At 51.9% G+C, this 6,695-nt stretch carries 6 protein-coding genes; 2 read left to right on the top strand and 4 right to left on the bottom strand.

The features are described 5' to 3' along the window. Positions 1–264, bottom strand: a 264-nt coding sequence (locus tag HKN79_00155; GenBank protein NNC81963.1) for a hypothetical protein, incomplete at its 3' end; no start/stop codon positions are given. A 51-nt stretch (positions 265–315) separates the two neighbouring features. Then, on the bottom strand, positions 316–2,016 hold the full coding sequence (gene lysS / locus HKN79_00150) for a lysine--tRNA ligase (GenBank protein NNC81962.1): 1,701 nt from the start codon (positions 2,014–2,016) through the stop codon (positions 316–318). A gap of 83 nt (positions 2,017–2,099) precedes the next feature. On the opposite strand from lysS, the gene HKN79_00145 reads away from it, so the two are divergent. Further along, positions 2,100–3,104, top strand: a complete 1,005-nt coding sequence (locus HKN79_00145) for a bifunctional phosphoglucose/phosphomannose isomerase (GenBank protein ID NNC81961.1) — start codon at positions 2,100–2,102, stop codon at positions 3,102–3,104. Between the two features lie 24 nt (positions 3,105–3,128). After that, a complete protein-coding gene (gene lipB / locus HKN79_00140; protein NNC81960.1) occupies positions 3,129–3,860 on the top strand; it encodes a lipoyl(octanoyl) transferase LipB in 732 nt (243 codons plus the stop codon). 870 nt (positions 3,861–4,730) lie between these two features. Here the strand turns inward: lipB and HKN79_00135 are convergent. Then, entirely contained in the window at positions 4,731–5,027 is a 297-nt protein-coding gene (locus tag HKN79_00135) for a GIY-YIG nuclease family protein (protein ID NNC81959.1), read from the bottom strand. A gap of 467 nt (positions 5,028–5,494) precedes the next feature. Further along, positions 5,495–6,695: kynureninase (kynU, locus tag HKN79_00130; protein NNC81958.1), on the bottom strand; the 1,201-nt coding region annotated here is incomplete at its 5' end.

Here is a 6,695-nt window from a genome sequence, read left to right as displayed (position 1 = left end):
GGCCTCATAGGTAGTCTTGAAATCCATATCCCCACAATACGGCCCGCCTTCTCCACAATCTTCTATGGTCTTGGCCTCTCGCTCATAGAAACGTGTGCGTTCCCATTCCACTTCTTCATCATCGCTGGCCATCTCTATGCTGGAAAGCGGAAATGTAGCCTCGAAGAAATCAGCATACTGTACACCTGCTGGGCAATCATAGTCTGCACAGCAGCTGAGCATCAGGATGATCTGACCGAAATAGGTGAGTAGAAGGGCCTTCATAGCTGGTGTACCAACGAATTTAACCCATTTGCACTTTGTAAGATAGGGGGATCAGACCATCTCCACCTTCAGCCCTTCTTCGTTCTTCTCCACATTGACCAATCCGTGACCGCGTAGGGACTTGATGGTCTTATCCCATTGCTTGTTGGAAAGACCTGCTTGCTGCTTGAGCGAGATGAGGTCCATGGGGCTTTCTTTCTCCAAGAAGGAGATGACCAGTTTCTCGTTGTCGTTCAGTTCCACCTCTTTTTTCTGGTCTTTCTTCTCTGGGCGCATCTGCGGGAAGAAGAGCACCTCTTGGATACTCGTCTGTCCCGTCAAGAGCATGACCAGTCGGTCGATCCCGATCCCCATTCCCGATGTGGGTGGCATTCCATATTCCAAGGCACGTAGGAAATCATGATCGATGTACATGGCCTCATCATCCCCTCGGTCGGCCAGCTTGAGCTGCTCCTCGAATCGGGCCCGCTGGTCGATGGGGTCATTCAGCTCGGAATAGGCGTTGGCGAGCTCTTTCCCATTGACGATGAGCTCGAAGCGCTCGGTCAATGTGGGGTCATCGCGGTGTACCTTGCAGAGCGGTGACATCTCTATGGGGTAGTCGATGATGAAGGTGGGTTGGATGAGGTGCGGCTCGCACTTCTCCCCGAATATCTCATCGATCAATTTACCTCGACCCATGGTCTCATCTATCTCAATGTCGTTCTTGCGGCAGAAGTCTGCAAGTTCTTCCTCGCTCTTATCCCTGATGTCGAAATCTGCATATTCGATGATGGCATCGCGCATGGTCAATCTGCGGAAGGTCGGCTCGAAATCGATCTCATTCTCCCCTACCCGTGTCTTGAACCCACCCAGGACATCGGTGCACACTCGCTTGAGAAGGGCCTCGGTGAAGTCCATCATCCAATTGTAGTCCTTGTAGGTCACGTAGATCTCCATCATGGTGAACTCGGGATTGTGCGTCCGGTCCAATCCTTCGTTGCGGAAGGTCTTGGCGAATTCATAGACCCCATCGAATCCTCCTACGATCAGTTTCTTCAGATAGAGCTCACAGGCGATACGCAAGTACTGCTCCATGTCCAGCGCATTGTGATGCGTGATGAAGGGACGGGCAGCGGCTCCCCCCGGGATGGGTTGAAGGATGGGTGTCTCCACCTCCATATAGCCGTGCTCACCGAAGAAGGCACGCATGGATGCAAAGACCTTGCTGCGTTTGATGAAGACCTCTTTGACCTGCTCATTGACCAGTAGGTCGACATAGCGCATGCGGTATCGGGCTTCGGGATCGGTAAATGCATCATGCACCTGTCCATCGGCATCGGTCTTGACCACCGGTAGTGGACGTAGGGCTTTTGAGATAATGGCGAAGTCCTTGACCAAGATGGATATCTCACCGGTCTGTGTCTTGAATTGCGTCCCGGTCACAGAGACGAAATCCCCGAAATCCAGCAATTTCTTGAATACCTCATTATAGGCGGATTTGTCCTCTCCGGGGCAGATCTCATCGCGATTGAAATACAGCTGGATGCGACCTGATGCGTCCATAAGCTCAGCAAAGGAGGCCTTCCCCATGATGCGTTTGCTCATGATACGACCCGCCATGCTCACGGCCTCACCTTCTTGAAAATCCTCTTGGACTCCAGCAGCCATATGGCTCACTTCCACCTGTGCGGCCGGATAGGGCTCCACCCCCATTTCCCGGAGCTTCTGTAGCGACTCCCTGCGTATCTGTTCCTGCTCTGATAGCGCCATGTTCCTTAACCTTTCGGCAAAGATATCCAGCCGTTCGACATCCGCATCTAGTGTATCTTTGCGCCTCAATTTTTCAAAAGCATATGGCACAGTACGAGAAGAATATGACCGGTTACGTAAAGGATTATACCCAGCACCTCCGTCAGGCAGTGGAGATCGGCAAAAGGGCGAGATTCGATGTGAGTGGCAGGGAGTTCCACAATATCGTGGTCACCGGGCTGGGAGGCTCTGGAATTGGAGGAACGATCGTTTCCCAACTGGTGCAGGATCAACTCAAGATCCCTATGCTGGTCAACAACGATTATCAACTTCCCGCTTATGTAGGTGAACACAGTCTGGTCATCGTGAGCTCGTATAGCGGTAATACCGAAGAGACCCTCAGCGCTATGGAGATAGCGATGGAGCGTGGAGCCGAGATCGCGTGCATCACAGCAGGAGGAAAGGTCAAGGACCTGGCCGAGGAGAAAGGATTCAACTTCATCCAGATACCGGGCGGTATCCCTCCGCGCGGAAGCTTCGGGTTGAATAGTCCACAGTTGCTCTATGTATTGCATCAGTATGGTTTCATCAACGACACTTTTGAGAAAGACCTCTTGGACGCAGCCGATGCTATAGATGCGAACGAAGAAGCCATACAGCAGGAAGCACGCGGCATTGCCGAGCAGGTGCACGGTACCGTACCGATCATCTACTCCGATGCAGCCTATCAAGGAGTCTCCATACGACTACGTCAGCAGATCAATGAGAATGCCAAGATGCTCTGTTGGCACCATGTCTTCCCGGAGATGAATCACAATGAACTGGTCGGATGGGCCGGGGGTGATGAGCGATTCTCTGTGATCATGATGCGTACTGAAGGAGATCATTTCCGCACTCAGATGCGCATGAATCTGTGTAAGTCCATCTTCAAGAAGCACACTGATAAGGTATTCGAGATCCATGCCAAGGGTGAGAATGTCATCGAGCGGAGCTATTACCTCATCCACGTTGGCGACTGGCTCTCAGTCATCCTAGCCGACCTGAACGGTGTGGATGCCATCGAGGTGGATGTGATCGACTATCTGAAGGGGGAGTTGGCGAAGAATTGATGGTTGTTGGTTGGATAGGGTCGAATGAGTAGCGGAGCATTTTCAGAAGGAACCACCCCAAAAGTCAGATTCCAGGATCTTGGAAGAAAGGACTTCAAAGAATGCTGGGACTATCAGGAAGACCTGTTGGCCCAAGCTCTGGCGCTGAAGAAGGCGAATAAGGATCTCCCATCCGAAGAGCAGACCATACCTCCACATCATTTACTCTTTGTTGAGCATCCGCATGTCTATACCCTCGGGAAGAGTGGTAGTGTTGAGAACCTGCTGATCGATGAGCAGATGCTTCGATACAAGGAGGCGACATATTATAAAATCAATCGAGGAGGTGACATCACCTATCACGGTCCCGGGCAGATCGTAGGCTATCCCATATTGGATCTGGAGCAGTTCTTCACCGATATCGGGAAGTATATGCGCTATCTAGAAGAGGCAATCATACTGACGCTTTTGGATTACGGTATCCATGCCGGGCGCATCGATGGTCTGACGGGCGTATGGCTGGATGTGGATGATCCCGTGAAAGCCCGTAAGATCGCTGCTCTCGGGGTGAAATGCAGCCGATGGGTGACCATGCACGGCTTTGCTTTCAATATCAATACGGATCTGAGCTATTTTGAGAATATCATCCCCTGTGGCATCTCTGACAAGGCGGTGACTTCTTTGCAGAAAGAGCTCGGTGCCCCCCAGGACATGGAAGAAGTCAAAGAGAAGCTGAAATGGAATCTAGCGAATGTCTTTGATTTCGATTTTGTGTGAGATGTGATGTATGTGGGACTGCTCTCCCGCCAGTCCGGGAGCAGTGGGGTTTTGATAGGAAAGGCAAATGTCGTTCGGGCGTCTGCTCTCAACGTCCTCCCAATTAAAACGCAGGAGCAGTCGGGCGTCCATAGAGTGTCGATTCATCTCTCTAGTCTCCCGCCTGCGCGGGAGAGCATTCGGGTTATGATGGAACTTTCGGTTGTCATTCGGGCGTCTACTCTCCAACTCCTCCCAATTAAAACACCCGAGAAGTGGGGCGTCCAGAACGAATTGATTGACCTTTCGTTCCACCTTTACTAGTCTCCCGCCTGCGCGGGAGAGCATTTTGTTTTTCGAGGACATGGCAATTCTTTGATTGTGGAGTACTTCTCCACCTCTCCCCAATTAAAACGCCCGAGAAGTGGGGCGTCCAGAACGAATTGATTGACCTTTCAATCCACCTTTACTAGTCTCCCGCCTGCGCGGGAGAGCATTGGGGTTCTGATGGAACTTGCGGTTGTCATTCGGGCGTCTACTCTCCAACTCCTCCCAATTAAAACGCCCGAGAAGTGGGGCGTCCAGAGTATGTCTATTGACCGTTCGATCTACCATTCTAGTCTCCCGCCTGCGCGGGAGAGCATTGGGGTTTTTCGAGGACATGGCAATTCTTTGATTGTGGAGTACTTCTCCACCTCTCCCCAATTAAAACGCAGGAGCAGTCGGGCGTCCAGAGTATGTCTATTGACCGTTCGATCTACCATTCTAGTCTCCCGCCTGCGCGGGAGAGCATTGGGGTTTTGATGGGACTTGCAGATTTCATTCTGGTGTCTGCTCTCAACGTCCTCCCAATTAAAACGCCCGAGAAGTCGGGCGTCCAGTAGTGATACATCAGTCACCTTCCATCCACTCTAGCGCTAGATCCTCCCACTCCGGATTCATCTCTTCGATCAAGCGTAGTTTCCAAGCCCGATTCCATTTCTTCATCTGCCGCTCTCTCTTCAAAGCCGAGGCTGGGCTTGGGTGGCGTTCATAGTAGACGAGCCTCTTGACCGAATAGCGTTTGGTGAATCCATCATAGAATTCAGTCTTATGCTCATGGGTACGTCTAGTGATGCTATTGGTCATGCCGATATAGAGGGTGCCATTTCTCTTGCTGGCCAGTATGTAGACGTAGTAGTTCTTCATGTGTCAACCTAGTCCCCCGACTGTGCGTGAGAGTATGGGGCGTTTTTCGAGGTACTGGGAGGTTCCATTCAAAGGACTGCTCTCAATAGCTTCCCAAAGCTACGCCTGAGATTCGAGCGTTCAGATGGAGTTGATTCACCTTGCTAGTCTCACGCCTGCGCGGGAGAGCATTGAGGTTTTGATGGAACTTGCAGATTTCATTCTGGTGTCTGCTCTTAACGTCCTCCCAATTAAAACGCCCGAGAAGTCGGGCGTCCAGAACGAATTGATTGACCTTTCAATCCACCTTTACTAGTCTCCCGCCTGCGCGGGAGAGCATTTGGTTTTTTCGAGAAAGTGGCCGTGCTCTTGTAGTGGACTATTCTCCAACTCCTCCCGATAAAAACGCCCGAGAAGTCGCGCGTCCAGAGAATGTCGATTCATCTCTCTAGTCTCCCGCCTACGCGGGAGAGCATTGGGGTTTCGCTTTAGCCTAAGGACTCACGCAATGCCACTCCAAAGCGATATACATCTTCAAAGTTGTTATACATAGGCACCGGAGCTATGCGGATGACATTGGGCTCTCGCCAATCGGCTATGACTCCTTTTTCAGTGAGCTTATCGAATAGGGGTCTACCTTGACCATGGGCCAGGATACTCAGCTGGCAGCCCCTTTCGCCATGGGCGGAAGGGGTGATGACCTCGAAACCACCGCTGGAAGATTCTTTGGATACCTCGCCTATGACATACTCCAGATAATCGGTCATGACTAGACTCTTGGCCCGGAGTCTGTCCATGCCGGCTTCATCGAATAGGTCGAGGGAAGCCCGATGACAGGCCATGGTCATCACAGGAGCATTGCTCAGCTGCCAGCTTTCTGCAGTGGGTATGGGGTCGAAATCGGGCTCCATGAGGAATCTGCGTTCCTTGTTGTGCCCCCACCATCCGGCCAATCTGATTGTTTCAGGGTCTTGTGCATGGACATCGCGTACATAGATACCCGCCACTCCTCCAGGGCTCGAGTTCAGATACTTATAACTGCACCAAGCAGCGAAATCCACCTTCCAGTCATGCAATTGGATAGGGACATTCCCAGCCGCATGGGCCAGGTCGAATCCCACCTTAGCACCTACCCGATGGCCGGCCTCGGTAATGGCCTGCATGTCGAACAATTGACCTGAATAGTAGTTCACCCCTCCGATCATCACCATACAGAGTTCTTCTCCGAGTTCTTCGATCTTAGTGAGTATATCCTCCAGTCGGATCAGGTGTTCTCCCTCGCGAGGGCCCACCTGTATGACGGTCTCATCAGGGTCCAGTCCATGCCAGCGGGCCTGGCTATCCAAGGCATAGGCATCGCTGGGAAAGGCCTTCTTCTCACAGAGGATCTTAGTCCGCTTGCCTTCTGGGCGATAGAAACTCGCCATCAGGAAATGGAGATTGGCTGTCAAGCTACCCATGGCCACTACCTCTTCCTTCTTGGCCCCGACCAGCCGTGCTAAGGACTGCGAAAAGAACTCATGGTAATCCACCCATCTCCTCCTGGCCCTGAAATGTCCTTCTACCCCATGCTTGGCCCAATCTTCCAATTCTTCTTCCAGATAGGCTTTGACCCCCTTGGGCTGAAGTCCGAGTGAATTGCCCGTGAAATAGATGCACTCCCTGCCCTCGTGTTGTGGGAAAAAGAAC

This window comes from Flavobacteriales bacterium (genome assembly GCA_013001705.1).
GTDB lineage: Bacteria > Bacteroidota > Bacteroidia > Flavobacteriales_D > JABDKJ01 > JABDLZ01.
Note: the sequence above shows the minus strand (reverse complement) of the source record. Positions and strands in the feature narration are given on the sequence as shown.

Coding starts and splice junctions, on each gene's coding strand:
- HKN79_00135 (NNC81959.1), bottom strand. CDS start 5,027: ATGAAGAACTACTACGTCTACATACTGGCCAGCAAGAGAAATGGCACC.
- HKN79_00145 (NNC81961.1), top strand. CDS start 2,100: ATGGCACAGTACGAGAAGAATATGACCGGTTACGTAAAGGATTATACC.
- lysS (NNC81962.1), bottom strand. CDS start 2,016: ATGGCGCTATCAGAGCAGGAACAGATACGCAGGGAGTCGCTACAGAAG.
- lipB (NNC81960.1), top strand. CDS start 3,129: ATGAGTAGCGGAGCATTTTCAGAAGGAACCACCCCAAAAGTCAGATTC.